At 62.6% G+C, this 26059-nt stretch carries 22 protein-coding genes; 11 read left to right on the forward strand and 11 right to left on the reverse strand.

Annotated features, from left to right (window positions below):
- Window positions 1–7: 7 nt before the first annotated feature.
- The 3 genes from C5J24_RS03045 to C5J24_RS03055 form a co-directional block, all read right to left on the reverse strand.
- Entirely contained in the window at window positions 8–997 is a 990-nt protein-coding gene (locus C5J24_RS03045; protein ID WP_105415498.1) for an ABC transporter permease, read from the reverse strand.
- A gap of 40 nt (window positions 998–1037) precedes the next feature.
- Complete coding sequence (locus C5J24_RS03050) at window positions 1038–2642, reverse strand: ABC transporter substrate-binding protein (protein ID WP_105415501.1); 1605 nt, start codon at window positions 2640–2642, stop codon at window positions 1038–1040.
- 147 nt (window positions 2643–2789) lie between these two features.
- Window positions 2790–3362 (reverse strand): TetR/AcrR family transcriptional regulator, encoded by a 573-nt coding sequence (locus C5J24_RS03055; RefSeq protein WP_105415503.1) that lies wholly within the window; start codon window positions 3360–3362, stop codon window positions 2790–2792.
- Between the two features lie 89 nt (window positions 3363–3451).
- Between C5J24_RS03055 and fabF the strand changes: the two genes are divergently transcribed.
- Together fabF and C5J24_RS03065 are read left to right on the forward strand one after the other, a co-directional pair.
- Entirely contained in the window at window positions 3452–4741 is a 1290-nt protein-coding gene (fabF, locus tag C5J24_RS03060) for a beta-ketoacyl-ACP synthase II (RefSeq protein ID WP_105415506.1), read from the forward strand.
- Window positions 4742–4751: 10 nt separating this feature from the next.
- Window positions 4752–5933 carry a thiolase family protein gene (locus tag C5J24_RS03065; protein ID WP_105415508.1) on the forward strand — a complete coding sequence of 394 codons (1182 nt, stop codon included), beginning with the start codon at window positions 4752–4754 and terminating at the stop codon, window positions 5931–5933.
- Window positions 5934–6014: 81 nt separating this feature from the next.
- On the opposite strand, the gene C5J24_RS03070 is transcribed toward C5J24_RS03065, so the two are convergent.
- The 7 genes from C5J24_RS03070 to C5J24_RS03100 all read right to left on the reverse strand — a co-directional run bounded on the left by C5J24_RS03070 (window position 6015) and on the right by C5J24_RS03100 (window position 13060).
- On the reverse strand, window positions 6015–7034 hold the full coding sequence (locus C5J24_RS03070; RefSeq protein WP_105415510.1) for an extracellular solute-binding protein: 1020 nt from the start codon (window positions 7032–7034) through the stop codon (window positions 6015–6017).
- A 34-nt stretch (window positions 7035–7068) separates the two neighbouring features.
- Complete coding sequence (locus C5J24_RS03075) at window positions 7069–7482, reverse strand: Rieske (2Fe-2S) protein (protein ID WP_105415512.1); 414 nt, start codon at window positions 7480–7482, stop codon at window positions 7069–7071.
- A gap of 2 nt (window positions 7483–7484) precedes the next feature.
- Window positions 7485–8591, reverse strand: coding sequence for an amidohydrolase family protein (locus C5J24_RS03080; protein ID WP_105415515.1), 1107 nt, complete (start codon window positions 8589–8591; stop codon window positions 7485–7487).
- Window positions 8588–9712 carry an amidohydrolase family protein gene (locus tag C5J24_RS03085; protein WP_105415517.1) on the reverse strand — a complete coding sequence of 375 codons (1125 nt, stop codon included), beginning with the start codon at window positions 9710–9712 and terminating at the stop codon, window positions 8588–8590. Before C5J24_RS03085 ends, C5J24_RS03080 begins: the two co-directional genes overlap by 4 nt.
- 16 nt (window positions 9713–9728) lie before the next feature.
- Window positions 9729–10832 carry an amidohydrolase family protein gene (locus tag C5J24_RS03090; protein ID WP_105415519.1) on the reverse strand — a complete coding sequence of 368 codons (1104 nt, stop codon included), beginning with the start codon at window positions 10830–10832 and terminating at the stop codon, window positions 9729–9731.
- Window positions 10833–10835: 3 nt separating this feature from the next.
- A complete protein-coding gene (locus tag C5J24_RS03095) occupies window positions 10836–11915 on the reverse strand; it encodes an amidohydrolase family protein (protein WP_105415520.1) in 1080 nt (359 codons plus the stop codon).
- A 239-nt stretch (window positions 11916–12154) separates the two neighbouring features.
- Entirely contained in the window at window positions 12155–13060 is a 906-nt protein-coding gene (locus C5J24_RS03100; RefSeq protein ID WP_046633401.1) for a LysR family transcriptional regulator, read from the reverse strand.
- A 515-nt stretch (window positions 13061–13575) separates the two neighbouring features.
- On the opposite strand from C5J24_RS03100, the gene C5J24_RS03105 reads away from it, so the two are divergent.
- From C5J24_RS03105 to C5J24_RS03125, 5 genes are all read left to right on the forward strand, one after another.
- Window positions 13576–14655, forward strand: a complete 1080-nt coding sequence (locus C5J24_RS03105) for an ABC transporter substrate-binding protein (protein ID WP_172723830.1) — start codon at window positions 13576–13578, stop codon at window positions 14653–14655.
- 74 nt (window positions 14656–14729) lie between these two features.
- Window positions 14730–16496, forward strand: a complete 1767-nt coding sequence (locus tag C5J24_RS03110) for an iron ABC transporter permease (RefSeq protein ID WP_245446498.1) — start codon at window positions 14730–14732, stop codon at window positions 16494–16496.
- Between the two features lie 87 nt (window positions 16497–16583).
- Entirely contained in the window at window positions 16584–17678 is a 1095-nt protein-coding gene (locus C5J24_RS03115) for an ABC transporter ATP-binding protein (RefSeq protein WP_105415524.1), read from the forward strand.
- A gap of 159 nt (window positions 17679–17837) precedes the next feature.
- Window positions 17838–18653 carry a GntR family transcriptional regulator gene (locus C5J24_RS03120; RefSeq protein ID WP_105415526.1) on the forward strand — a complete coding sequence of 272 codons (816 nt, stop codon included), beginning with the start codon at window positions 17838–17840 and terminating at the stop codon, window positions 18651–18653.
- A 416-nt stretch (window positions 18654–19069) separates the two neighbouring features.
- Window positions 19070–20476, forward strand: coding sequence for an aminomethyltransferase family protein (locus C5J24_RS03125; RefSeq protein ID WP_105415528.1), 1407 nt, complete (start codon window positions 19070–19072; stop codon window positions 20474–20476).
- Window positions 20477–20564: 88 nt separating this feature from the next.
- Here C5J24_RS03125 and C5J24_RS03130 read toward each other — a convergent pair whose 3' ends face one another.
- Window positions 20565–21953, reverse strand: a complete 1389-nt coding sequence (locus C5J24_RS03130; RefSeq protein WP_105415530.1) for an FAD-binding oxidoreductase — start codon at window positions 21951–21953, stop codon at window positions 20565–20567.
- Window positions 21954–22666: 713 nt separating this feature from the next.
- Here C5J24_RS03130 and C5J24_RS03140 point away from each other — a divergent pair.
- From C5J24_RS03140 to C5J24_RS03155, 4 genes are all read left to right on the forward strand, one after another.
- A complete protein-coding gene (locus C5J24_RS03140) occupies window positions 22667–23686 on the forward strand; it encodes a TRAP transporter substrate-binding protein (RefSeq protein ID WP_105415532.1) in 1020 nt (339 codons plus the stop codon).
- Between the two features lie 73 nt (window positions 23687–23759).
- On the forward strand, window positions 23760–24260 hold the full coding sequence (locus C5J24_RS03145) for a TRAP transporter small permease (protein WP_105415534.1): 501 nt from the start codon (window positions 23760–23762) through the stop codon (window positions 24258–24260).
- A complete protein-coding gene (locus tag C5J24_RS03150) occupies window positions 24257–25552 on the forward strand; it encodes a TRAP transporter large permease (protein WP_105415536.1) in 1296 nt (431 codons plus the stop codon). Before C5J24_RS03145 ends, C5J24_RS03150 begins: the two co-directional genes overlap by 4 nt.
- Before the next feature lie 5 nt (window positions 25553–25557).
- On the forward strand, window positions 25558–26016 hold the full coding sequence (locus C5J24_RS03155) for a DUF3237 domain-containing protein (RefSeq protein WP_105415538.1): 459 nt from the start codon (window positions 25558–25560) through the stop codon (window positions 26014–26016).
- Window positions 26017–26059 lie beyond the last annotated feature (43 nt).

Consider the following 26059-nt stretch of genomic DNA (forward strand, 5'->3'; position numbering starts at 1 on the left):
CGCTCTCTCATGAACTGGGCTCCGAGGTACCGACGCGGGGGTCGAGCGCTGCATAAACAAGATCGACGAGGAGATTGACGCAGATGACCAGCACGGCGCTGACGACGATAATGCCCATCAGCAGCGGCGCGTCGCGGCCGCTGACCGCCTCCTGCGCCAGCCGGCCGAAACCGGGAATGGCAAAGATGCTCTCGATGACGACGCTGCCGCCGAGCATGGCGGCCGATTGCAGGCCGAGCATGGTGACGAGCGGCAGCATCGCGTTGCGCGCCACATGACGCAGCACGATGCGGCTGCGGGACAGCCCTTTGGAGCGGGCGAAGAGCACGAAATCCAGCGTCCATGCCTCCGCCATGCCGGAGCGCATCACCCGCAGGAACAGCGCCATGTAGATCAGTGCCAGCGCGCCGACCGGCAGGATGAGGTGCCGGGCGATATCGATGGCGCGGGCAAGGCCAACCTTGCCGGAGGCGATGGTCTCGATGCCCGACGTCGGCAGCCAGCGAAGCTGCACTGCAAAGACGATGCTGAAAACCAGGCCGAGCCAGAAGCTGGGGATCGCGTAAAGAATGAGGGAACCGGTCGAAAGCACTCTGTCTATTATGTTTTCAGGCTTTGTGCCGGCGACGATCCCGAGTGCGGAGCCCAAGCCGAAGGAAAGCGCCGTGGCGCTGCCCATCAGCAGCAGCGTGTTTGGCAGGCGCTCAAGGATGAGGTCGAGAACCGGCCGCCCAAAGGCGACGGACCAACCAAGGTCGAGCTTCGCCAGCGAGTAGACGTAGAGCCAAAGCCGGGCGAGCATCGACTGGTCGAGGCCATAGGCCTGACGCAACGACTGGGCGACTGTCGCGTCGCCGCCGCCGATCGAGAGGAGATAGGCATCCACCGCATCGCCGGAGGCGGATTCGAGCAGGAGGAAGGTCAGGACGACGACGATCAGCAGCACCGGGATGCTACTGATCGCGCGACGTCGGATCAATCGAATGGCTCGGTTCACGCCAAAAAGCGCCTCTGGATCGGATAGTCCGTCAAGCCTATCACGATTTCAGCGCGGTATCCGACCAGTTCGACACCGCCCAGCGCGGATTGTTGGAGACGTTCGAAACCGTATCGCGTGCCACGGTGATGAAGCCCCATTCGGCGACGTTGATCAGCGGCAGGTCGGTGGCGACGATCTTCTGGAATTGTTTGTAGAGTTCCGTGCGGGCTGCGGTATCGACCGTTTCCGCCGCCTTGGCGATGATGCCGTCGAGCTCCTTGTTCTCGTAGCCGCCCTGGTTGGAGAAGGGCACGCCGGCCGGGATGCCGGACCGGACGAGGATGGTCGTCGAGATCGCCGGGTCGCCGCGGAAGACCGGCGGGCCGATGGCGAGATCGAAATCGTGATCCGTGTAGACCGCCTTCTGGTGGGCCGCGGAATCCGCATTGATGAGCTGTGCATCGATGCCGACTGCCGCGAGCGCCTGGCGCAGGTAGTCGCCGAACTGCTTGGTCTCGTTGAAATAGGGCGCCGGGCGCAGTTTCAGCGAGAAACGGGTGCCATTGGCGCCCTTCTTGTAGCCGGCTTCGTCGAGCAGCGCATTCGCCTTGGCGGTGTCGAAAGCGTATGTCGGCACGCTGGCGTCATAGAATTCCGGGGCGTTCTTCGGCACAGGGCCGGTCGAGGCGGCTGCGTAGCCGAGGAAGATCGTGTCGACGACGAACTTCTTGTCGATCGCATGGGCGATCGCCTGGCGCACCTTGACGTCGGCGAGCTCCTTGCGGCGGTGATTGATCTCGACCACGAGCTGATAGGTCAGCGCCTCATAGCCCTTGGAGATCACCTTGATGCCCGGCACCTTGGAAATGCGGGCGAGATCGGTAAGCGGCACGGCGGAGAAGGCGGCGAGCTGGATCTCTTCCGCTTCCAGTGCAGCACCTGCGCCGGCGCGATCCGGCAGGACGCGGAAGATGATCTCGTCAAGCTTCGGTTCGCCCTTGCCCCAGTAGTCGGCGTTCTTGGTCAGGCGGTAATATTCGCCCGGCTTGTATTCGGTGAACTTGAACGGGCCAGTACCGACCAGTTTCACGTTGGCCGGATTGGTGGCGATGTCGGTGCCTTCATAGAGATGTTTCGGCACGACGCTGCTGACCACCGGCAGGGCGTTGCGGATGAGCTGCAAGGGCGTCGGCTTCGAGAACTTGAAGACGGCGGTCGTCGCATCCGGCGTGTCGACGGCTTCGAGATTGGCGAAGACGAGGCGGCCGAGGTTCTGCAGCGGCTTCCAGATATTGAGCGCCGAATAGGCGACGTCGGCCGAGGTGAACGGCTTGCCGTCATGCCATTTGACGCCCTCGCGCAGCTTGAAGGTGACCGACTTGCCGTCGGCAGAACCTTCCCAGGAGGTGGCGAGGCGCGGCGCCAAGCCGTCCTTGCCGTCGAAGGAGGCTTCGGCCAGCGGCTCGACCACCTTGCTCGCGATGAAGAATACGCCGTTCGAGGCGACGATCGCCGGGTTGAGGTTTTTAGGTTCGGAATCTGCCGCGACGACCAGCCGATTGCCGGCGCCTTGAGCAAGGGCGAAAGTCGGCAAAGCTGTCGAGGCGAGCAGTGTGCCGCCCGCCTGCAAAAGGGTCCGTCGGGATAGGGTGGCGATCGTCATTGCTCTCTCCTGCATCCAGCCATTTTTCAGCATATTGCCAGCGAAATGTGCGGTCGCACAGGCAGGAAATTCCTCTGCGGGGCATTCGGGAACAAATTCTTGGGCGCGGAGGGGTGGGAGGCGAATTTTCCATTGCGCCATAAAGGCTTAGTGCCGGGTCTCCAGCTTGCCGCGAAGGGTGGCGAGGATCTCCTCCGCGAGCGGCGCATCGCCGACCGCGCGAGCGAGCGTCATCCCGCCGACCATCTGGGACAGGATGACGATCGACTTGCTGCGCCGATCCTCGTCGCCATCGCCATCGACGATCTCCTGCAGCAACTGGAGGTGGTTTTCGATGCCTTCGGCGAACACGGATTGCACCGCTTCGCCCTGCCGGGAGGCGTCGGCACAGAGAGAGGCGAGGGTACAGCCCTTGGCCTTGAAGATCAGGTTCGGCCGGGACAGATACATGCTTGCGATCGCCTTGAGGGCCTTTTCACGGGTATGTCCGATCGTCTCCCGCCACGCGGCGGCGTTGAGCGCAAGCGCCTGGCGCGTCGCCTCGGCTGCCAGATCCACCTTGGATTTGAACTGGCCGTAAAATCCCCCATGCGTCAGGCCCGCCGCCTTCATCAGGTCGGCGATGCCGATGCCGTCAAAGCCGTATTCGCGGAACAGTTCGCCCGCTTTTAGCACCACGCGGGCGCGGTTCTCCTCGGCTTCCTGGCGGCTCACCTTCATCGTCTTCTCCTTCGAATACCTTGACTCTTATATTTGGATCGTCATTTAAAGGGGATAAATGATGATCAAAATTTAAATCGAGGTGAAACATGCCGGCAAGACCGAGCGACAGAATAGTGATCACTGGCATGGGCATGGTATCGCCTCTCGCCAGCGGCGTGGAAGCCACTTGGAAACGCCTGATCGAGGGCCGTTCCGGCCTGCGCCGGCTGTCCGACGAGATGGTACCGGATATCGACGCCAAGGTCGGCGGCGTGGTGCCCGGCATCGACGAGGACGAGTTCGGTTTCGATATCGACCTTGCGGTGCCGCACAAGGAGCGCAAGAAGATGGACCGGTTCATCGCCTTTGCGCTCGAAGCCTCGCGGCAGGCGCTGGAGCAGTCCGGCTGGGCCGCCGATACCGACGACAAGCAGGACCGTACCGCGACGATCATCGCCTCCGGCATCGGCGGGTTCCATTCGATAGCCGAGGCGGTGCGCACGGTGGACGCGCGCGGCGCCGGCCGGCTCTCGCCCTTCACGGTCCCGTCCTTCCTCGTCAATCTTGCGGCCGGCCATGTCTCCATCCGTTACGGTTTCAAAGGCCCGATCGGGGCGCCGGTGACGGCTTGCGCGGCAAGTGTGCAAGCGATCGGCGACGGCGTGCGGATGATCAGGAGCGGCGAAGTCGATGTCGCGCTCTGCGGCGGCACCGAGGCCTGCATCAACCGCGTGGCACTTGGCGGATTTGCGGCGGCACGTGGTCTCTCCACCGCCTTCAATGATACGCCTGAAAAGGCGTCGCGGCCGTTCGATGCCGCGCGCGACGGTTTCGTCATGGGCGAGGGCGCCGGCATCGTCGTAGTCGAAACGCTAGAACATGCGCTGGCCCGCGGCGCGACCCCGCTCGTCGAAGTGGTCGGTTACGGCACCAGCGCCGATGCCTATCACCTGACCGCCGGTCCGGCCGATGGTTCCGGGGCGAAAAGGGCGGTCCAGCGGGCGCTGCAGATGGCAAGGCTTCAACCGGGAGCAATCGGTTATCTCAACGCGCATGCAACATCGACGCCGGTGGGCGACGCGGGCGAGCTCGCTGCGATCAAGTCCATTTTCGGCACCAATAACGGTCCGGCGATCTCCTCGACCAAGTCGGCGACCGGCCATCTGCTCGGTGCGGCCGGTGGGCTCGAAGCGATCATCACCGCACTGGCGTTGCGCGACGGCATATTGCCGCCGACCCTCAATCTCGAAGATCCGGATCCGCTGGCCGAAGGGCTCGATCTCATCGGCCCGCAGGCCCGTCACGCCCAAGTCGAATACGCGCTGTCCAACGGTTTCGGCTTCGGCGGCGTCAATGCCAGCGTCATCCTGAGGCGCTTTGACGAAAACGCAAACTAGGGAGAAGTCCATGTCCGAAGTCGTCATCGTCCAGCCGGTCCGTACCGCGATCGGCAAATATAACGGCTCGCTCGCCGGCATTGCGGCCGTCGATCTCGGCGCTGCCGTGATCCGCGAGACGATCGCGCGCTCCGGCCTTGATGCCGCCGAAGTGGCCTCGGTCACCATGGGCAATGTCGTCCAGGCCGGCAACAGGATGAACCCGGCGCGGCAGGCGGCTATCCATGGCGGCCTGCCGGTCTCGGTGCCGGCAGTCACGGTCAACCGCGTCTGCGGCTCGGGCGCCGAGGCGATCGCCAGCGCGGCCAAGGACATCTGGCTCGGCCATGCCAGGGCCGCCATTGCCGGCGGCATGGAGAACATGGACCGCGCGCCCTACCTGATGAGCGGCGGCCGCTGGGGTTATCGCATGGGCCATGCGGAAATTTTCGACAGCATGCTGCTCGACGGCCTGCACGATGCGTTTTCGGACAGACATTCCGGCTGGCATACCGAAGACATGATCACATCGCAGCAGATCAGCCGTGCGGACCAGGATCGCTGGGCGGCGCGTTCGCAGCAGCGGTTCAGCGCCGCGCAGGCGGAAGGCAGGTTCGCAGCCGAGATCGTTGGCATCGACCTTCCGGTGAAGGGTGGCGTGAAAAGTTTTGTCGCCGACGAAACGCCAAGGCCGGAGACCACGATAGAGGCGCTTGCCAAGCTCAAGCCTGCCTTCCGCGACGACGGCACGATCACCGCCGGCAATGCGCCGGGCCTCAACAGCGGCGCGGCGGCGATGATCGTCGCCGACCGGGCGTTTGCCGAAGCCAAGGGCCTGCGCCCGATGGCGCGGCTGGTGTCCTATGGCGTTGCCGCCGTCGAACCCGGCATGTTCGCGCTCGCGCCGATCCCGGCCGTCAATCAGGCGCTGGAGCGTGCCGGCTGGACGATCGGCGACATCGAGCGGATCGAGATCAACGAGGCTTACGCGGCGGTGCCGCTCGCGGTCCTGAAAGGGCTCGGCCTGCCGGAGGATATCGCCAATGTCGAAGGCGGGGCGGTGGCGCACGGCCACCCGATCGGCGCGACCGGCGCGATCCTGACGACGCGGCTTCTCCATTCGATGCAGCGCGACGGCCTGAAGCGCGGTATCGTCACGCTCTGCATCGGCGGCGGCCAGGGCATCGCGCTGGCGCTGGAGATGATCCGATAGGAGCAGCAAAAAGCGCGGCAAGAGGGATTGCCGCGCTTTCCGTCTATCCAGGCAGAGAGGACCTTAGGGTCTTGGAGACCCTTACGGATAGATTTTCTTGGCCAGATCCATCATCGGGCCGTATTCGTTCATCTCGCGGGTGCCGAGCAGCTTGGCGCCGGCGAAGCGCTTGGATTCCGGGTCGAGCTGGTCTTCCACGCCCTTGGCAACCGGCAGCATCCAGGCCTTGGCGTAGGTGACCTGCGGTTCCATGTCGAGGAAGTGGTTGATGAACAGTTTTGACGCGTTCGGATGCGGCGCGTTCTTCATCATCGCGAAATGGATCGATACGTAGGGCACCCCTTCCGGCGGCACGATCACCTTGATCGGCAGGCCCTTCAGGTCGTTGGCGAATGCGAACATCTGCGGAATGTAGACGGGATATTCGCCCCGGGCGACACGCTTGGCGTCATTGCGCAGGTCGCGGCTGAAGACCGGCTTGTTCTCGGCGAGCTTCTCGTTGAACGCCTGGCCGAAGGCCTTGTGGAAGACGACGAACATCGTGCCGCCGGAACCAAGCGGACGCATGTCGTCGGAGAGGATCTTGCCCTTCCATTTCGGGTCGGCAAGGTCCTTCCAGCTTTTCGGTTCGTCTTCCGGCTTGACCAGGCTTGTGTTGACCAGGATGCCGTAGGCCTGCAGGAAACCCGGCACGTGGGTGTCGGTGATCTCCTTCCTCATATCTTCGCGGATATTGGCGACGTTGGGGATGGTGCCGAGCGGCTGTACGAGGGTGCCCTGGGTGACGCCGGTCTCGATCGAGTTCGCCGAATGCATCTGGATATCGGCGATGAAACGGCCGGCGGCCTGTTCGGCGCGCAGGCGCTCGGTCAGCTCGCTGGCGCGCAGATCGAGCGACTCGACCTTGATGCCGTATTTCTTCTGAAAGCTTTCGACGACGGCGAGAAAGTTCGGAGCGCCGAGCTGCGAATTGTAGACGGTGACGGTGCCTTCCTTCTTGGCGGCTTCCACCACCTTGTTCCAGTCGGCATCCTGCGCAAGCGCTGGGCTACAGAGCATCGCGCCGAGCATGAGCGCGGCCAATTTGGTGATGAGCGACATTTTTCCTCCCGAGATATTCGCTTGTGAAAAGGTTTCAGATCTCGACGATCACGTAGTCCTCGTCGATGGAGACCGGAAAGGTTTCGGCTTGGTACGGGCCTTCGCTAAGCGCCCCGCCCTTGGCGACGCTCACGTCGAAACTCTTGACGCGGGTGCGGGCCGGATCGCACCAGGACTTGCCGGTGCGGATGTCGAATTCCCAGCCGTGCCAGGGGCAGCGGACGAGCTCGCCATGGCGCGTCATGCGGTATTTGCCTGGCTCGTCGGATTCGGCGAGGCCGACGACTTGGCCGCGGCAGAGATCGGCGCCTTCGTGCGGGCAGCGATTGGCAATGGCGAAGAACTCGCCCTTGACGTTGAAAAGGGCGATGTCGCGGCCGGCGACCTTCACCAGCTTGGACTTGCCGATATCGAGTTCATCGACCTTGGCGATTACGTGACGGGCCATGCTCAATTCAATCCATAGAAGTTGATAGCGTTTCTGGCGAAGATCGCCGCTTTTTCGGCCGCCGACAGCGGCACCTTGAAGGCGTAGCGGGGATCGTCGAAATCCCAGTGGGGATAGTCGGTCGAGAACATCAGCCGGTCGGTGCCGATCCAGTTCAGCGTGTCCGTGAGGTTCCTGGCCGGGTTCGGCTCTTCCATCGGCTGGGTGGTGAACCAGATGTTGTTCTTCAGATATTCCGAGGGCGGCCGCTTCACATGCGGGACCTCGTCGCGCATCGCAACCCAAGCCTTGTCCATGCGCCAGCCGAAGGCCGGCACCCAAGAGAAGCCGCCTTCGACGAAGGAGATCTTCAGGCCCGGAAAATGCTCGAAGACGCCCTCGAAGATCAGGCTAGATATCACCGACTGCATGGTCTGCACCTGGCTGTGGTGCTCCTCGATGTAATAGGAAGGCCAGCCGGCGCCGGTCGCCTGATGCCCGCCGACGCCGCCTACATGCAGCGAGATCGGCAGACGGTGGCTGACGGCCGCTTCGAAGATCGGCCAGTGGCGACGTTTTCCGAGCGGCTCTATCGAGCGCGGCGGCAGCAGGACCTGCACGAAACGCTTATCGGAGGCGCGGCGGTTGATCTCGGCGACGGCGCTTTGCGGGTCTTCCTGGGTGGCGATGATCGAGCCGCGCAGGCGCGGTTCCGGCTCCAGGAATTTGCCGACCTGCCAGTCGTTGATGGCTGTGGCGATGGCGGTGGCGAAATCCGGATGGCGCTGGCCGCTGGCGTTGAAGCGCAGCGGCACGAGCACGCCGATATCGATGCCGAGCCCGTCGAGATGCTGTTCGCGCAGGAAGGGGAGGTCGGAGCCGGGAGGCCCGCCGGCCGGCGGCCACGAATCGACGCGCGAGACTTCCGGCACCATGCGCGGATGCGACAGGGTTTCGGACAGTCCCTGGCGGGTATGGCCGCCATAGGTCGCGAGGTGATCCCGCCAGCGCTGTGACAGATAGGGATGCATCTCCGCCGGCGTCTTCATCGACGGATGGATGTCGCAGTCGATCAGATTGTACTTGGTCTTTGCCTCGACCGGGCGTTCGAGCGTTTGGGTTTCGGTCATCGTGCGGCCTCCTTCTCAAAGCCCGCGGCGATCCGCGGATAGGTGGCGAGCGGGTTGTCGATCAGGATCTTCTTCGCCAGCGTTTCGCCGAACCTGGCCGAGAGCGCCTGGGTGCCCTCGAACTGCGCATGCGGGTAGTCGGTCGAAAACAGCAGAAGATCGTCGCAGTCGATGTGTTCGAGCGTGCGAGCGAGCGCATCCGTTTCGAGCGGCGCTTCGACCGGCTGAAGGGTGAAGCGGACATGGCGCTTGACGATGTCGCTCGGCTGCTCGGTGACCCAGGGCGTCTCGGCGCGCACGCCGCGCCAGGTTTTGTCGGCCCGCCAGAAGAACGACGGCAGCCAGGTGAAGCCGCTTTCGGCAAACACGACCTTGAGGTCCGGCACTTTGTGGAAGACACCCTCGGCAATGAGGCTGAGGAGCTGGCTTTCGAAGATCGAGCCTTGAGCCACATAGGCCTCGACGAAGAAGCTCGGCCAGCCGGTGGCGGTCGGCGCGTGACGGTTGCTGCCGCCGGCATGGATACAGAGCGGCAGCCCGTTGCGGGCGGCGGCCTCGTAGATCGGCCAGTAACGGCGCCGCCCGAGCGGCTCGTCGTTCTGGGCAAGGATCATCACCTGCACGAAGCGCGGGTCGGCCGCGCGTTTCTCGATCTCGGCGACCGCGAGGTCTGCGTTCTGGGCCGAGACGATGATCGAACCGCGCAGGCGCGGCTCCTTGTCGAGCCATTCCCGCGCCAGCCATTCGTTGACGGCGCCACAGAGTGCCGCGGCCATGTCGTCGGAATGCATGATCATCGAGCCGTGCAGCACGTTGCAGATCGCTAGCCGCGTTCCGAACGGGTCGAGCGCCTGGGCGCGGACAGCCTCCAAGGTATCGCCGGCAAAGCCGCTTGTCGCCTTCCAGTTAGAACGGACGTTGATCGGCGCTCGCGGCGGCGATGCGGTCATCGCCAGGCTCATCCGGTCGACGCCGCGCATGACAAAAGTTTCGCGCCAGTAGTCGTCGAGATAGGGCAGCAGCGTCGCGGTCGCCGGTGAGGCCGGATGCAGGTCGCAGTCGATGCCGCCGATGGTCGATAGTCCAGGCTCGTTGCCCAGCGATCTCACCATTTCATTCATGTGGGCACTCCCATGTTCAGGGCAGGCGGTAGACGCGCTTTGCGTTATCGCGAAAGATCTGCGCGCGCTCCGTCGGCGACAGCGGCACCTTGAAGGCGTAGCGGGGATCGTCGAAATCCCAGTGGGGATAATCGGTCGAGAACATCAGCCGGTCGGTACCGACCCAACGCAGCGTGTCGAGCAGGTGGCGGTTGTTCTCCGGCTCCTCGATCGGCTGGGTGGTGAACCAGACGTTCTCGCGGATATATTCGGACGGCGGACGTTTCACATGCGGGACCTCCGAGCGCATCCGTTCCCACTGCTTGTCGAGCCGCCACATCAGCGGGGCCGCCCAGGCGAAGCCGCCTTCGACGACGATCAGCTTCAGCTTGGGGAAGCGTTCGAAGACGCCCTCGAAGACCATACTGGTGACGACGCTCTGCAGGCTGTGCGAGAAGGCGTAGTGCTCCTCGATGTAGAAGTTCAGCCAGCCGGCGCCGCTATTCGCGTGCTGGCCATAGGCTGCCGAATGCATGCCGATCGGCATGTCGTAATGTTCGGCAGCCTCGTAGATCGGCCAGTAGCGGCGGCGACCCGCCGGCTCGATGGTACGCGGCGGAATGGCGATCTGGGCGAAACTCCGGTCGCCGATACGCGCCTCGATTTCGGCAAGCGCCGCCGGCACGTCTTCCTGGGTGACGGAGATCGAGGCTTTCAGGCGCGGGTCCGGGCCTGTCCATTTGTCGAGCTGCCAGTCGTTGACGGCAGCGCACATCGCAGCGCCGAGCTCCTGGTTCAGCGTCGAGGAACCGGCCGCCAAGGGTTGCAGGATGCCGTATTCGATGCCGAGCGGGTCGAGCAACTGCTCCTGCAGATAGGCAAGGTCGGAGGCCGGCGGTCCGCCGTTCGGCGGCCAGGCGTCGCGGCGCATGCCGTTGCCGGGCGTCATGCGTGGGTAAGGCAGGGTGCCGACCACCGGATTGGCACTGCGCTGGCCGTAATCGGCCAGATGGTCGCGCCAGCGGACGGGCAGGAATTTCGCAAGTTCCGCAGGCGAGCCGAAGGCCGGGTGGATGTCGCAATCGACGATCCCGAGCTTGGCTTCGGTTTTGGTCTCCTTGTCCAGAACGGCTTGGTTCATGGCTTAGTCCTCCAGTCGCGAATAGGTGGCGAGCGCGTTCTGCCGAACCAGCCGGTCGATCAGCCGTTCCGGGAAACCGGCGGGAATCGCGGCGTCGCCTCCGAATTGCGCATGCGGGTAGTCGGTCGAGAACAACAGCATGTCGTCGCAATCGAGATGTTCGATGATGCGTTCCAGTTCGGCCGGGTCGTGCGGCGCATCGAAGGGCTGCGTCGTCATGCGGATCTGGCGGCGGACGAGGGCCGACGGCGGCTCCTTGACCCACGGTATCTCGATGCGGGCGCCGCGCCAGTCCTTGCTCATCCGCCACATCTGGCCGGGCAGCCAGGAGACGCCGGACTCGATCAGCACGATCTTCATGTCGGGGAACTTGCCGAGCACGCCTTCGGAAACGAAACTGCCGACCTGGGCTGCAAAACCCTGGACCTGGTGGGCGTAATCCTCGGCGAGATAGGAGAGGAAACCGCTCTGGCTCGGCGCGTGGCGATAGGCGCTGCCGGCATGCACGCCGAGCGCAAAACCATGGCGCTGGGCGGCCTCGTAGACCGGCCAATAGATACGGCGGCCGAGCGGCATCTCGCCCATGCAGAGCGTCAGCACCTGCACGAAACGCTTGTCGTCGGCGAAGCGCTCGATCTCCTCGACGGCGGCTTCCGGGTTCTGCATCGGCAGGACGAGGGAGGCGCGCAGGCGCGGGTCGCGATCCAGCCATTCCGTCTTCAGCCAGTCGTTAGTGGCGCGGCAGACGGCGGTCGCGAGATAGGGATCGTAGATCGCATGCACGGCGGTGATGCAGTTGAGGATCGCGTATTTGAGACCGTAGGGATCGAGTAGGTTTTTCCGCATCCTTTCGACGCCCTTGCCCTCCGTCGCTTTCCAGTCCTCCCGGAAGAACGGCTTGGTGCGGGTCGGGAAATTGGTGAGTTCGAGACGGTCGACATCGCGCGTCGTAACAATCTCGCGCCAGTAATCGTCGAAATAGGGAAGAAGATCCTCTCGCCCCGGCGCGTCCGGATGAACGTCACAATCGATCGCGCCCAATTGCGAAAGCACAGGGCGCTGCTGGGTCACAGCAGTATCCACCGCTCAAAACCTCCCTTGTCTTTCGGTCCGGCCGCTCGTTTCGCGGCGGACCTGAACCTCACTCCCGGGCGGCGCGTCGACAGGCGACGGCCAACCTTGCATCAGCGATGCGTTTCCTCGATTTGGGAGGGTAAGCGGCACGGGGAGCCAAGAGAATAGGCTTTTTCATCGTAGCGGCTTTCTCGATTCGAGAAAGCCAATCGGCTTTCAGTTTTTCTCCTGGAGCAAAGGCGTGGCGCTCAAGCTGCTCGATCACCCGGAACGAGAGCCGCGTGCATATGAATGCGCAGCCATTCCATCAGCGCGCGCACGGTCGGTTTGCGCGCCTGGGTCTGGGGGATGAGCGCCTTCAGCCAGAGTTCCGCCACGGGATAGTCCGGCAGGAGCTCGATCAGCTTGCCCGTCCGGATCGATTCTTCCGCCACGTAATTCGCCACCATGGCGACGCCACGGCCTCGCAACGCCAGGTCGTGCAGGATCTGGGTATCGTTGGCGCTGAAGGAGGAGCGCACCTCGACATCGATCGGCCCGCCGGGGCTGCGGAAGGACCAGGTCGAACCCGTCGCGTGGAACGTCAGGCAGATGTGATTGACCAGATCGCGCGGATGTTTCGGCAGGCCGCGGTTTTCGAGATAGTCGGGAGCGGCGCAGAGTTTTCGCGGATAGGGGCAGAGCGGCTCGTCGACGACGTTGGAATAGGAGGCGGGCAGGGCGCCGAGCGCGATGTCGTATCCTTCTTCCGCGGGATTGACGGAGCGGTCGACCAGGGCAAGATCCATGGTGACGTTCGGGTTCTCCTGCTGGAAGTCGCTCAGGATGCGGGCGAGGAAGGCGATCGTCACCGTCGTCGGCGCCTTTATCCTCAAATGTCCCTCGATCCGCTGGGCGACGGCCGCCGCTCCACTGATGGCATCGTCGATCTCCTTGACCAGGGATTGGTAGCGGGGCAGGTAGCGCTCGCCGATCTCCGTCAGGATGATCTGGCGGGTCGAGCGGACGAAGAGTTTCACCCGCATCTGGTCTTCCAGCCGGCTGATGCGTTTGGTCACGACCGAGGGTGCGACGCCGAGATGACGGCCCGCCGCCGAAAAGCTGCCGGACCGGGCAACCGCCAGAAACGTGCGGATATTGATAAGCGTATCCAATGTCTTAGATCTCCCATGCCGCCCCGTCGGGCAGCCCTCCGCGTAAACGGTAACACAATTCATCTTTCTATTTTCGAGAAAAGTGAATGTAAAAAAATGGTGCTTTTCCCCTGCACGGGAAAAGGTCAATCTAACAGAAGAGGGAATTCCGGTGCCGGGTGGCATCGCCGCGACCGGCAGGGAGAGCCGGCGTAGATCGGAATTCAGATAAAGGGAGTTTGCAGTTGGCCAAGGCCAATCCTGTCGGAACCGAAGGCCTGAATGCTCCGTATCATGCGGTGCTTATCAGGGACCTTGTCAATTGCAGGATGCGCGCCAGATCGTTTGTGGAACACCGGTGAGCGGTCGGGATTAAGCCGGAAATTTAAGGCCCGGTTGCAGTTGTTCGGGAAAACGCCACCGCTTGCGGTGAAAAGGGAGATCGCGGCCGGTGGCCGCAGAAATTTTGAGCGTCGAGTGCCGGGATCGGGTCCCGGGCGCGATGCCCGATCGTTGGTTCCAGGGAGGAGAGACACGTGACGACAAATACATCCATGACTTCGGTCATTCAGAAGGCTTCGGCCATTCAAAAATGGTCGCGCCGGGTTTTCATGGCGGCTGCGGGCAGCCTTGCCATCTCGGCGGCGGCCGGCCTTCCTGCCTTCGCGCAGGATGCCGAGTGGCAGAAGGTGATCGACGCGGGCAAGAAGGAGGGCTCGCTCGTCCTCTATACCGCGCTGGTCGGCCAGCCGAGCACCAAGCAAATCGCCGAGGCCTTCACCAAGCAATACGGTATTTCCGTCGAGGTGCTTGAAGCGCGCGCCTCCGAGATCCGCGAGCGCGTCCGCGTCGAGCAGGCCGCAGGCCGCTTCGCCGCAGACGTGATGTTCACCAGCGAAGGGCAGACCATGCTCTACGACAAGGAGGACAAGTCCGTCGATCCGCTGCCGGCGACCCCGAATTCGCAAAAGATCGGCGACAAATTCAAGCTCAAGGTGCCGATGGCCTCGGTCATGACCATTCCCTACGGGATCATGATCAATACAGGCCTCGTGAAACCAGCCGACGAGCCGAAGAGCTGGAAAGACATTGCCGATCCCAAGTGGCAGGGCAAGATCCTGTCCGACGACCCGCGCGCGATCGGTGCCGGTTACCTCTGGTTCTTCTCGACCCATGACAAGATCGGCGAAGACTATTTGAGGAAGGTCGCGAGCCAGAAGCTCGTCTTCACCCGCGACCAGCGCGAGTCGCAGCGCCGCACCGCACGCGGCGAATATTCGATCTACATGCCGGTCATCATGACCGATTTCTCGGATTTGAAGGGGCTGCCGGTCAAGTTCATCATTCCGGAGGAGGGCGTTCCTTACGTTCTTTACGGCACCGTCATGCTCAAGAAGGCTCCGCACCCGAACGCCGCCAAGCTCTATCTCGATTTCATGCAGGGCCCGGTCGTGCAGAAAATCTATGCGAGCCTCGGCTACGGTCCCGTCCTTCCCGGCATGACCGAGGGCCTGCCGGCGGACGTCAAGGCGATTTCCGAAGCCAAGCTCTACGGCACGACGGACACGACCCGCCAGAACGAGATGCTGGCCAAGTCCAAGGACATCTTCAAGTAAGCCTCCCAGGCCGCCGCCGGTCCGATGTTCGGGCCGGCGGTGCCGTTTTTCATACCCGGAGCCGCGAGGATCCCATGACGATTATCCACAATCGCCCCCTAGACGACATCGCCGAAACTGCGCCGACGATTGCCGGCAATGCTTTCACGCGCGCCTTTTCGGGCGGATCGCTGTGGCGTCTGATCGGCATGCTGGTGCTGATCCTGATCCTCGGCTTCCTGACGATCTATCCACTCGCCATGCTGCTCTACGGCAGCCTGCATTCCACACCGCCCGGCATGGCCGGCGAGTTCAATCTGAACGGCTACCGGTCGATTATGACCACCCAAAACCTCATCGTTCTGGCCAACACGATCGGCATATCGCTCGCCAAAACCATACCGTCGCTGACGATCGCAGTGTTTCTCGCCTGGATCGTCGCGCGCACCGACACGCCCTTCCGTGGCACGCTGGAAGTGCTGATCACGCTGCCGTTCTTCATTCCACCGATCCTGACCGCCATGGCCTGGGGCATGCTCGCCAACCCGCAGGTGGGCGTCATCAACATGGTCTGGCGCTGGCTGACCGGTGGTACCGATCCGCTCGTCAACATCTATTCCTATGGCGGCGTCATCTGGCACATGTGCCAGTATTCGATCCCGTTCCTCTTCCTGTTCATGGTCGACGCCTTCCGGGCGATGGATCCGTCGCTCGAGGAATCGAGCCGCATGTGCGGCGCCTCGCGCTGGACGACTTTTCGCAAGATCACGCTGCTCCTGATGCTGCCGGTGCTGACCAGCTCCTTCATGCTGAGCTTCATCAAGGGCATCGAGACCTTCGAGTCGGCGCTGTTCTTCGGCCTGCCCGCAGGCATCAAGGTGATCACCACCGACATCTACGAGTCGATCAACCACCGCGCCACGCCCGACTACCAGTACGCGACGTCGCTTTCCTTCGCGATCATGGGGCTGATGTTCCTGCTCGTCATCTGGCAGTGGTGGATGCTGCGCGGCAAGAGCTTCCAGACCGTCACCGGCAAGGGGTTTCGCCCGAGCGTCATGGAACTCGGCCCTTGGCGCTGGGTGACCTTCGCCTTCTGTGTGCTGTTCTTCTTCGTCACGGTCGTGCTGCCGATCGGGCAGCTGATGCTCGGCTCGTTCTTCCGCTTCTTCGGCTTCTACACCTATGACATGCTGACCCTGGAGCATTACAGGTCCGTCTTCGCCAACAGCGAATTCTGGCGGGCGGTCCGTAATACGATGGTGCTCGGCCTGCTCGGCGCCACCGCGACCATGGCGCTCGGCGCGATCGTTGCCTACATCTCGGTGCGGACCCGATGGCGCGGCCGCAACCTGATCGACAGCATGGCCTGGCTTCCCTGGATGATGCCGGGCATGGTGCTCGGTGTCGGTTTCCTCTGGGCGTTTGCGATGCTGCCGGGACCGATCCCGATCTATGGCACCATTTGGGCGCTGTTGCTTGCCTATATCGCGCTCGGCACGCCGGTCTCCGTGCGGGTGATGACCGGCGCCTATCACCAGCTTTCCTATGACCTGGAAGAATGCTCGCGCGTCCACGGCGCAAGCTGGTTCCAGACCATGTGGCGGATCATGGTGGCGCTTGCCTGGCCGGCCTTCGCAGTCGGCTGGGTGTTGACCTTCTTCGGCATCATGCGCGAGCTGTCGGCGTCGATCCTTCTCTATTCGGTCGGATCGGAAACGCTGGCGGTCGTGCTGATGAAACTGTGGGCCAACGGCAATGCCGAGCAGGTGAGCGTCATCGGCCTGATGATGATGCTTCTGGTCATCGTATTCCGCTGGGTCCAGCTCAGCTTCATCAAGGCCCGCATCAGCAAGCTTTAGGCTTCAGGCCCGGCGGCTGCGGCCGCCAGCCGATTTTTGGTTGTCGTTTAAGCGGATCCTGGCATCCGCTCCGAAAGGAAGAGAAATATGGCTTCGGTGACGCTCGAAAACGTGAGCCGCATGTATGGCGCGATAACTGCCGTGGACAACGTGAACCTGAAGATCAAGAGCGGCGAATTCGTCACGCTGCTCGGGCCGTCGGGCTGCGGCAAGACGACGACGCTGCGCATGGTGGCGGGTCTCGAGAAGAATACCGGCGGCCGCATCGCGATCGGCGACAATGTCGTGTCGGATTCGGAGAAGGGCTATTTCGTGCCCTCCGAACGCCGGCGTCTCGGCATGGTCTTCCAGTCCTATGCGATCTGGCCGCATATGACGGTGTTCGACAACGTCGCCTATCCCTTGCGCATCCGCCGCCGTCCCGACAAGGAGATCCAGGATCGCGTCATGAACGCGCTGCGCCTGGTCGAGATGGAGCAATATGCCGAGCGTCCGTCGCCGGCACTGTCCGGCGGCCAGCAGCAGCGCGTTGCGATCGCCCGTGCTCTCGTGTTCGAGCCGGAAGTGCTGCTGCTCGATGAGCCGCTCTCCAACCTCGATGCGCGCCTGCGTACCCAGATGGGCGACGATTTCCGCGCGCTGCAGCAGCGGCTGAAGATTACCGCGCTCTACGTCACCCACGACCAGGCGGAAGCCATGGCACTGTCCGACCGCGTCGTCGTCATGCATGGCGGCAAGATCCTGCAGGTCGGCGCACCGGAAGAGATTTACCGCCGGCCGGAAAACCGCCAGGTGGCCGCCTTCTTCGGAACGCCCAATCTCCTGAACGCGACGGTCAAGGACTGCCGCCCGAATGGCGGGCAATATTACAAGCTCTCGGTCGAAGGCCAGGGTTGGTCCGGTGACTGTCATGCGGCAACCGAAATGCCGAAGGGTGCGGATGTTACGGTGATGGTTCGGCCGGAAAACCTGCATGTCCGCGACGCGGGCCAGGTGAACGGTGATCTTTCGTGGTCAGGCGAGGTTTCGCAGGCGATCTTCCGCGGCTCGCACCGCTCGATCATGGTCAAGACGCCGGCGCAGATGCTGCATGTCGAGGCCTCCTCGCTCTCCAATGTCGATATCGGCCGCCCGGTCACGGTCGCCGCACCCGTGGAGGCTGCCTGGGCCGTGCGGAACTGATTGTTCTCGGCAGCCCGGGCCCATCCGGCTCGGGTTTGGGCCGGCGATATGGAAAACTTGCGTTTTGTCGCAGATATTCAATATTGAAGCGATGTTCCCGCCGGCCTTTCCTCGGCCGGCGCGATCCGCATTTCGATATGGCGCAGGTGAGGCCCAAGCATGACCACAGGCACCCGAACTCAGAATCCTCCCGGGCCTGAGAAGCAGGAGACCCGCCAGCAGCACGTGATCGACAAGCTGAGGACCTGGGCGAGCGACGGCACGATCGATCCGCGCAAGAAACTCTCCGAATCAGGGCTTGCCGAGGCGCTCGGCGTGTCGCGCACGCCGATCCGGCATGCGCTGGCGGTGCTCGTCGAAGAAGGCGTGCTGCAACGGGTCGGCGCCCGAGGCTACCGTGTCCGGGCCTACAAGGTTGCAGACGTGATCGAGGCGATCGAGCTGCGCTCGATGATCGAAGGTTATGCCGCCAAGAAGATTGCCAGCGAAGGCCCGTCGCCGACGCTCTTGGCCGAACTCAAGGATTGCCTGCGGGAAGGTGACGATATCTTCGAGAACGGCGGCATCGACGATCCGGTCAACGAGGAGCGTTATGCGGCGATGAACCTGCGTTTCCACACGCTGATCATCGAGGCCGGAGGCGGAAACCTGCTGCACCAGCTCACCAGCCTTTTCGACCGCGTGCCGTTCGGCGCGCCGGATTCGATCCGCTTCGACAACATCACCCGCAAGGAGCGGGCGCAGCACCTGCATTACGCGCACTGGCAGCACCATCACATGGTATCGGCGCTGATCGCCCGCGACGGCGCTCGCGCCGAAAGCCTTTTCCGCGAGCATGGGGAAGGGGTGAAGATCAGCCTTGGCATCAGCAAGGGGCTTTTCGCGATCGACGGCTCGCGCATCCTGCCGATCTTCGACCTCGACAGTCCGGCCGGCCATATCAATGGCCCGATGCAGGACGAAAACGAAGACTAGGGGCGTTGGCAGGCGCTAGGGCGAGATCCATTTTGGGATCCCAAAACGCCAATTTTCTTTGCGGATGGCGGCAATCCGGATCCAGTTTGTTTTTCCGCGCCGCATCAATTATCACCATATATTATGCCAACGGCGCAATTCTAATGGGCTGTCGCGGCACTTTTGGCGGAGCGGCCAAAATCGGGTATTGTATCCCAAAAATGATTGCTCTATGAATTGCTTTGACCGGGAGGAGGCCTCGATTTCCGCCGAGCCGTCGAGGCGAGGTTCGAGAACCGGGCTGTTGGGAGGAGATGGCGGGAGGAGACCGCTGACCCTCAATTGCATGAGACATCTTGAGACGATGCATATCGTATCCCGAACCGGCTTTGCCGGCGGGCGGCATGCAGGAGAGCAACCGAGGGAAGGTTAAGAAAATGCCGAAGAATCTGACCCAGATCCTGAAAGAAAAGGGCAATACTGTCGAGATGCTGCGCAATTCGCGTATCGGCATGTATATCTATCCGGTCGTCGCACCGGAGTTTTCCAACTGGCGCACCGAGCAGATGGCTTGGCGCCATTCGGCGGTCCTGTTCGACCAGTCCCACCACATGGACGAACTGATCGTCGAAGGCCCGGACGCGTCCAGGTTCCTCGAAAGCCTGGCGATCAACAGCTTTGCCAATTTCGGCGTCGATCGCGCCAAGCACTACGTTCCGGTGACGCCTGCCGGACACGTTATCGGCGACATGATCATCTTCCGCGAGCGTGATGACAAGTTCGTGCTCGTCGGCCGTGCGCCGACCGCCAACTGGCTGCGCTACAACGCTTCGCTCGGCAAGCATGACGTCAAGCTCACCCACGACCCGCGTTCGCCTTCGCGCCCGGACGGCAAGGAAGTCAATCGCGTTCACTACCGCTTCCAGATTCAGGGTCCGGACGCTCCGAAGATCTTTGAAAAGATGAATGGCGGCCCGATCCCCGACATCAAGTTTTTCCATGTCGACTGGATCAATATCGGCTCCAAGAAGGTACAGGCCCTGCGCCACGGCATGGCCGGCGCGCCCGGCCTCGAAGTCTGGGGACCTTATGCCGAAAAGGATGAAGTCCGCGAGATCATCGTCAAGGCCGCCAGGGATGCCGGCGTCGACCTCTACCTCGTCGGGGCGCGCGCCTATTCCACCAACACGCTGGAATCCGGCTGGATTCCCTCGCCGCTGCCGGGCATCTACACCGGCGCCGAACTGCAGGGTTATCGCGACTGGCTGACGGAAGACAGCTATGAAGCGACCGGCTCGATCGGCGGCAGCCTCGTCTCCGACAACATCGAAGACTATTACGTCAATCCGTACGAACTGGGTTACGGCATCTACATCAAGTTCGACCACGACTTCGTCGGCCGCGAGGCGCTGGAAAAGATGAAGGGTCAGCCGCAGCGCAAGAAGGTCACCTTCGAGTGGAACGCGGAAGACGTGATGAAGGTCATCGCCTCGAACTTCGTACCCGGCGGCGAGGCCTACAAGTGGATCGACCTGCCGCAGCCGAACTACGCATCTTCGAGCGCCGACAGGATCATGCATGGCGACAAGGTCGTCGGCATGTCGATGTTCAACGGCTACAGCTACAACGAACGCTGCATGCTGTCGCTCGGCGTCGTCGACGCGGATGTCCAGGAAGGCGACGTCCTGACGCTGATCTGGGGCGAACCGAACGGCGGAACCGGCAAGACGTCGATCGAAAAGGGCCACAAACAGGCCGAAATCCGGGTCCGCGTCTCGCCAACCCCCTATGCCGCCGAAGCCCGCGAAAACTATGCCGAAAGCTGGCGCACCAAGAAGGTCTGATATCCTCCCAGGATATGACATGAGAACGGTGCCTCCGGGCGCCGTTTTTGCGTTTTGGGGGCGACGGGAGGGACCGTTGCCCCTGTTTTTAGCCTGCATCACCCATCTTGCCGGGGTTCATGATCCCCAGCGGATCGAGTGCCGCCTTGATCTTCTTCATCACATCCACCGCCTTGCCGTGTTCGCGGCGCATGAATTTGAGCTTGGCGATGCCGATGCCGTGTTCGCCGCTCGCCGTGCCGCCGACGGCGAGTGCCCGTTCGACGACGCGGTCGGCCATCTCGTCGGCTTCCTTAAGATGCTCCGGATTGTTCGGATCGATCAGGTAGGCGGTGTGGAAATTGCCGTCGCCGACATGGCCGATGATCTGGCCCGTCAGCGAGGAGGCGTCGATATCGGCGCGCGCGGCAACGATGCTTTCGGCAAGCCTGGAGATCGGCACGCAGATGTCGCCGGTATAGAGCTCAAAGCCCGGAATGATCGCCTTGGTCGCCCAGAAAAGGTCGTGGCGAGCCTGCCAGAGTTTTGCCCGCTCGTCGGCATCGGCCGTCCAGCGGAAGGAGATCGCATTGTGGCCCCTGGTGATCTCTTCGACGAGCTTCGCTTGTTCCTCGACCCAGGCGGACGTGCCGTGGAATTCGAAAAACAGCGTCGGGGCGACCGGCATGTCTAGCTTGGAATAGTTATTGACGCTGGCGATCGCCACTTCGTCCAGAAACTCCACGCGAGCGACCGGAATGCCATATTGCACCGCCTCGATCACCGCTTCCACGGCATTGGCGACAGTCGGGAAAGGACAGAAGGCAACCGACACGGCTTCCGGAATGGGATGCAGGCGGATGGTGAGTTCGGTAATCACGCCGAGCGTGCCCTCCGAACCGACAAAGAGATGTGTGAGATCGTAGCCGGATGAGGATTTTCTGGCCCGCGAACCGGTCTGGATCGCCTCGCCATCGGGTGTCACCACCCGGAGAGCCAGCACGTTTTCGCGCATCGTGCCGTAGCGGACCGAAGTGGTGCCGCTGCCGCGCGTCGACGCCATGCCGCCGATCGAGGCGTCGGCGCCGGGATCGACCGAGAACATCAGGCCGGTTTCGCGCAGGTCCACGTTGAGCTGCTTGCGGGTGACGCCGGGCTGGACGACGGCCAGCAGGTCTTGCGGCCGGATCTCGAGGATCCTGTTCATCTCGCGGGTATCGAGCGAGATGCCGCCGCGGATCGGGATCGTATGGCCTTCCATCGAAGACCCCGCGCCGAAGGGCACGACCGGCACCCCATGCGCAGCACAAGCCGAAACGATCGCCTGGACCTCTTCTTCGGTGCGCGGAAAGGCGACGGCATCGGGCAGGTGAGGGGTGAGCCGCGACGTGTCATGGCTATGATGCTCCCGGACGGAAGCCGAGGTCACCAGCCTGTCGCCGAGAATGCCTTTGAGTTTCGCAATCGTCTGACCGACCGGCGTGACGAGATCATCCATTTTTTCTTCCTCCCTGATGCCGCAATGATGACTTGAATAATCGTGCCCCTCGATCCGGTACGGATCCAAAGCAACCAGGGCCGAAAATCCTGGCGCGTCCCGGCGTTTCCGCGAACGGTTTTGGACGCCGATACCGTATCCCAACCGATCGGCCGGCAGCTTCTACCGGCCGAACATTCCCTCCTTCAGATCAGGGTCTCCCAGCCCCGCCTTGTTACCCCATTCTTCCTGCCGTGTATGCATGAAGTGCTGTTGCGACATTCTAGACGGTTTGAACCGCGGTTGAAGTGCCTATCGGAAAAATCTCAGGAACCCTGACTTTTTGTATCCCAAAGCGAAATGGAAGCTTGTCGTTTCAGCCTGGATGTGTTGAAATTCGAACGTTCGGGTAGGCGATGTCGGGAGGACGGCGTCACCTTGGGAGACCGGGCATGGGAGGAAATCGATGTATACACAGATGGCCGGGACAGTTGCATCTGCCACAGACATGGCAGGTTCGGTTTCGGCTGCCGAGATGACGAGGGGCCGCGCCGCTGCCGACCTTTCGCCGGCCGTTTTTATGGGCGCCGCAATTGCGGCTCGTCACGGAATTTCCAACGACTTTGTCGATCCAGCCGGGGCTTGAACTTTCCTGGTGGGTTGACCGCGATATTCGCTGGCCGGAGCGGGGAGGGAGCCCCGCCGGTCTCTGATCTCAAAGGGAGGAGAAACACATGAAACTGAAGGCATTGCTCGCTTCGGCCTGCCTCGCGGCGCTGATTGCACCCGCTCACGCCGCCGATGTGGAACTGACGTTGTCGCACTGGGTCCCCGCCACCCATGCGCTGCAGCCGGGCGGGATGGAGCCTTGGGCGAAATCGATCAAGGAGGCGTCCGGCGGGCGCATCAACATCACCATATACCCCGCTTCGCAGCTCGGCGCCGCACCCGATCATTACGACATGGCGCGCGACGGCATCGTCGATATCGGCTTCATCAATCCGGGTTATCAGCCGGGGCGCTTCCCGATCATCGCGGCGGGCGAAATTCCCTTCCTGATCGCCAATGCCAAGGGCGGGTCGCGGGCGCTCGACGAATGGTATGGACAGTACGCCCAGAAGGAAATGAAGGACGTCTACGTCTGCATGGTGCATCTGCATGACCCGGGGACGCTGCACGGCGTCAAGGGACCGATCCAGGTTCCGGCCGACCTGAAGGGCAAGAACATTCGCCCGGCGCACGCGACCATGGCGCGCATGGTGAGCTCGCTCGGGGCCGCATCGGTGCAGGTGCCGGCGGGCGAAATGCGCGAACTGATCTCCAAGGGAGGTGCCGACATGACCGCCTCGCCCTGGAACTCGATCTATACGTTCGGTCTGCAGGACGTGACCAAGCATCATCTCGACCTGCCGTTCTATGCCACGACCTTCGCCTTTGTGATGAACAAGGCCAAGATCGACGGGCTTTCCGCCGCCGACCGTAAGGTGATCGACGATCACTGCACGCCCGACTGGGCCGAGAAGATGGCCAGCAAATGGGCCGATGCGGAAGCGGCCGGGCGCCAGAAGATGATCGATGCGGGCGGCCACACCCTCTACAAGCCAACCCCGGATGAGGTGGGCCTCTGGAAAAAGGCGACGGGTTCGCTGCAGGGCGAATGGGAGACTGCAGCCACCAAGGCCGGCATAGACGCCAAGGCGGCCTGGGCGAGCCTGCAAGAGACGCTCAAGAAATACGGTGCCGACGTGAAATAGCGCGTGCGGACCATTCGCAGGCGGGTGCTGTCGCGGCGCCCGCCCTTTTCCATCCGTTCATCGAGTGCTGTCCATGAACCGCTATCTGGAACGCTTCAGCGACGTGGTCGATCTTGTGGCAGGCATCCTGCTGGGGCTGTGTACCATCCTGATCGTCGCTTCCACCGTTGGCCGCTATGTCCTGGCGTGGCCGATCCCCGACTCCTTCGATATTTCGCGCTATCTGATCGGCGCCTGCATCATGTGGGGCCTGGCGTCGCTCGGTTATCGCGGCGGGCACATTGCGGTCGACCTGCTCTACGAGCCGATGGGGCCGCGGGGACGCCGCATCCTCAATTTCATCGCCTGGGCGCTGCTCCTCGTCTTCACGGCCATGCTCGCCTACATGATGTTCTTCCGCCTCGCCAGCGCCTATCGGAGCAATGAAGCGACGTTCGATCTGCGCATCCCCGTCTGGCCATTGATCGGGCTGATCTGGCTCGGCTGTGCATCGGCCGTCGTCACCACCGCGATCTCGCCTTTCGTTCGGCGCGAACCTGAAGATATCGATCCGCTTGAGGGCCATGGCGTATGAATACCGCTGATCTCGTCGCTATCGGCGGCTTTGTCGCCATGTTCGTGCTCATGGGCCTGCGCGTTCCGCTCGGCGTTTCGATGGGGCTGGTCGGCATATTCGGGTTTGCCGCCATGCGCGGCATGTCGCCGGCGCTCAACCTGCTGACGACATCGCCGATTCGCGTCATTACCGATTTCAACCTGACGCTCGTGCCGTTCTTTATCCTGATGGGGGCCTTTGCCACCAATTCCGGCATGTCGCGGGAATTGTTCAGGACGGGCAATGCCTGGCTCGGACAGTTCCGGGGAGGGCTCGCCCTCTCCACGATCGGCGCCTGCGCCGGATTTGCGGCGATCTGCGGCAGTTCGATTGCGACCGCCGCGACAATGACCCGCATCGCGCTGCCCGAGATGCGCAAGGCGAAATACGCCGATGCTACCTCGACCGGCGTTATCGCCGCAGGCGGCACGCTCGGCATTCTGATCCCGCCTTCGGTGATCATGGTCGTCTACGCCTTTCTGACGGAGACGGATGTCGCGCAGCTGCTTATGGCCGGCATCATCCCCGGCATCATGGCGACCTTCATGTACATGGCGACCGTGCTGATCGCCCATGGCAAGCGGTTGCCGCCCGGAAAGCCGTTCGAGCTGAGGGAAGCTCTCGCATCGCTTCGGGACGTCTGGGCCGTCATGCTTCTTTTCATCTCCGTCATCGGGGTCATCTATCTCGGTATAGCAACCGCGACGGAAGCGGCGGCGGTCGGCGCGTTGATGACCATGGTCATCGGCTTGCTGCGGGGCCGGTTAAACTATCGGTCCATCATGGCGAGCCTCGTGGAGTCGCTCCGGACGTCGGTCTCGCTGTTCAGCGTGCTGATCGGCGCCATCCTGTTCGGCTATTTCCTGGCGATCACCCAGTCGCCGCAGAAGCTGACAGCACTGCTGGTCGGAATGGATCTCGGGCCCTATGGGACGCTGACGCTGATCCTGGTCATTTTCCTCATTGCCGGGGCTTTGATGGACGAGATGGCGATGATCATCCTGCTCGTGCCGATCGTGTTCCCGGTCATCAGCCATCTTGGCTTCGACCCCGTCTGGTTCGGCATCATCATCGTCGTCGCCTGCCAGCTCGGCATGATCATGCCGCCCGTCGGCATCAATGTCTTCGTCATCAATTCGATTGCGAAGGACGTGAAGATCACCACGATCTACGGCGGCGTCATGCCTTTCATTCTCAACGATATCATCCGGCTTTTCCTGCTGGTGGCGTTCCCTGTGATTTCGCTGTGGCTGCCGCAAACGATGAGATAACGCACATGATGGCACCGAGCCTCAGACAGCTTTGCGAAATCCGCGCCGAACTCGGCACGCCGATCGAGAAGGGAGGCGGCCCGGGCGGCCGCTGGCGGATCATCCCGATCATCGGCGGCGTCGTCGAAGGGGAGCGCCTTTCCGGGCGTGTCCTCAATCTCGGCGCGGACTGGCAGAGCGTCTATGATGCCGGTTACGCGGAACTCGACACCCGTTACGTGATCGAGACCCATGACGGGGCGATGATCGACATCCGCAATTTCGGTTTCCGGCACGGGCCGCCGGACGTGCTGGCAAGGCTGGCGGCGGGCGAGACGGTCGATCCGGCGCTCTATTATATGCGCACGAGCCCGCGCCTGCAGACCGGTGATCCGAGATACACCTGGCTCAACCACACCATGTTCATCGGCACCGGCGAGCGTTTGGCAAATGCCGTCAGGATCGGCGTTTTCGAAGTGCTCTGATCCACCAGACATTTCGAAACAAGAAGGCCGCCGGATCATGAAC

This window comes from Neorhizobium sp. T25_27 (assembly GCF_002968565.1).
GTDB classification, from domain to species: domain Bacteria; phylum Pseudomonadota; class Alphaproteobacteria; order Rhizobiales; family Rhizobiaceae; genus Neorhizobium; species Neorhizobium tomejilense.

What these genes read in the sequence shown, in the direction of transcription:
- C5J24_RS03150 (WP_105415536.1), top strand. Translation starts at nt 24,257, where the DNA reads ATGAATACCGCTGATCTCGTCGCTATCGGCGGCTTTGTCGCCATGTTC.
- C5J24_RS03090 (WP_105415519.1), bottom strand. Translation starts at nt 10,832, where the DNA reads ATGAACCAAGCCGTTCTGGACAAGGAGACCAAAACCGAAGCCAAGCTC.
- C5J24_RS03085 (WP_105415517.1), bottom strand. Translation starts at nt 9,712, where the DNA reads ATGAATGAAATGGTGAGATCGCTGGGCAACGAGCCTGGACTATCGACC.
- C5J24_RS03130 (WP_105415530.1), bottom strand. Translation starts at nt 21,953, where the DNA reads ATGGATGATCTCGTCACGCCGGTCGGTCAGACGATTGCGAAACTCAAA.
- fabF (WP_105415506.1), top strand. Translation starts at nt 3,452, where the DNA reads ATGCCGGCAAGACCGAGCGACAGAATAGTGATCACTGGCATGGGCATG.
- C5J24_RS03110 (WP_245446498.1), top strand. Translation starts at nt 14,730, where the DNA reads ATGACGATTATCCACAATCGCCCCCTAGACGACATCGCCGAAACTGCG.
- C5J24_RS03145 (WP_105415534.1), top strand. Translation starts at nt 23,760, where the DNA reads ATGAACCGCTATCTGGAACGCTTCAGCGACGTGGTCGATCTTGTGGCA.
- C5J24_RS03115 (WP_105415524.1), top strand. Translation starts at nt 16,584, where the DNA reads ATGGCTTCGGTGACGCTCGAAAACGTGAGCCGCATGTATGGCGCGATA.
- C5J24_RS03120 (WP_105415526.1), top strand. Translation starts at nt 17,838, where the DNA reads ATGACCACAGGCACCCGAACTCAGAATCCTCCCGGGCCTGAGAAGCAG.
- C5J24_RS03050 (WP_105415501.1), bottom strand. Translation starts at nt 2,642, where the DNA reads ATGACGATCGCCACCCTATCCCGACGGACCCTTTTGCAGGCGGGCGGC.
- C5J24_RS03080 (WP_105415515.1), bottom strand. Translation starts at nt 8,591, where the DNA reads ATGACCGAAACCCAAACGCTCGAACGCCCGGTCGAGGCAAAGACCAAG.
- C5J24_RS03140 (WP_105415532.1), top strand. Translation starts at nt 22,667, where the DNA reads ATGAAACTGAAGGCATTGCTCGCTTCGGCCTGCCTCGCGGCGCTGATT.
- C5J24_RS03155 (WP_105415538.1), top strand. Translation starts at nt 25,558, where the DNA reads ATGATGGCACCGAGCCTCAGACAGCTTTGCGAAATCCGCGCCGAACTC.
- C5J24_RS03070 (WP_105415510.1), bottom strand. Translation starts at nt 7,034, where the DNA reads ATGTCGCTCATCACCAAATTGGCCGCGCTCATGCTCGGCGCGATGCTC.
- C5J24_RS03055 (WP_105415503.1), bottom strand. Translation starts at nt 3,362, where the DNA reads ATGAAGGTGAGCCGCCAGGAAGCCGAGGAGAACCGCGCCCGCGTGGTG.
- C5J24_RS03065 (WP_105415508.1), top strand. Translation starts at nt 4,752, where the DNA reads ATGTCCGAAGTCGTCATCGTCCAGCCGGTCCGTACCGCGATCGGCAAA.
- C5J24_RS03075 (WP_105415512.1), bottom strand. Translation starts at nt 7,482, where the DNA reads ATGGCCCGTCACGTAATCGCCAAGGTCGATGAACTCGATATCGGCAAG.
- C5J24_RS03125 (WP_105415528.1), top strand. Translation starts at nt 19,070, where the DNA reads ATGCCGAAGAATCTGACCCAGATCCTGAAAGAAAAGGGCAATACTGTC.